The 807-nt window shown below is 48.3% G+C and carries 2 tRNA genes and 2 rRNA genes; all 4 read left to right on the top strand.

Annotated features, from left to right (window positions below):
* Positions 1-98 (top strand): 16S ribosomal RNA (locus tag ST42_RS05560); the annotation flags it as partial.
* Positions 99-253: 155 nt separating this feature from the next.
* Positions 254-327 (top strand) — tRNA-Ile (locus tag ST42_RS05555).
* 57 nt (positions 328-384) lie between these two features.
* A tRNA-Ala gene (locus tag ST42_RS05550) sits at positions 385-458 on the top strand.
* 144 nt (positions 459-602) lie between these two features.
* Positions 603-807 (top strand): 23S ribosomal RNA (locus ST42_RS05545); the annotation flags it as partial.

Raw genomic sequence — 807 nt, 5'->3', positions numbered from 1 at the left:
TCCGTGACCGCAAGGGTCGGCCTAGGGCGAAACCGGTGATTGGGGCTAAGTCGTAACAAGGTAGCCGTACCGGAAGGTGCGGCTGGAACACCTCCTTTCTGGAGATGCCTTCTGAAAAGGTGCACCTGTAAATAGAAGATACGGAAGTAAGTCTTTCCAAAAATCTTCTTGTACTCACGAACTCCTGTTTTTCAAGAATAAAGAGAGACAAAGGAAACTGGGCGGAGAAGTCCATACACCTGACCAACCTGACAGTCCTATAGCTCAGTTGGTTAGAGCGCCACACTGATAATGTGGAGGTCGGCAGTTCAAGTCTGCCTGGGACTACGTAAGAGGCGAAACGAAATGAGCCTCACTCTCCTATATTGTTCTTCAATGTAATTTGGGGGATTAGCTCAGCTGGCTAGAGCACCTGCTTTGCAAGCAGGGGGTCAACGGTTCGAATCCGTTATTCTCCACGATTCGTGAGAATTCTGAATATTCTCAACGAAAACGATCTTTGACATGTTGTTACAGACAAAACTGTAGAAAAGAAAATTTCAATACAGCTGAAAGTATGGGCTAGGTCCCTTGTGAGTATTCATATTCACATGTGGACATAGGCGAAAGTAAGAAAGGGCGTATGGCGGATGCCTAGGCTCACGGAGGCGATGAAGGACGTGATAAGCTGCGACAAGCCCTGGGGAGGTGCAAATGACCTTTGATCCAGGGATTTCCGAATGGGACAACCCGGCAGTCTGAAGGACTGTCATCCGGATGAATATCCGGAGGCGAACGGAGGGAACTGAAACATCTTAGTACCTCCAG

The sequence above is a fragment of the Prevotella pectinovora genome (genome assembly GCF_000834015.1).
GTDB classification, from domain to species: Bacteria; Bacteroidota; Bacteroidia; order Bacteroidales; family Bacteroidaceae; genus Prevotella; species Prevotella pectinovora.
The sequence above is the reverse complement of the archived record's forward strand: the minus strand, read 5'-3'. Positions and strand labels throughout refer to the sequence as shown.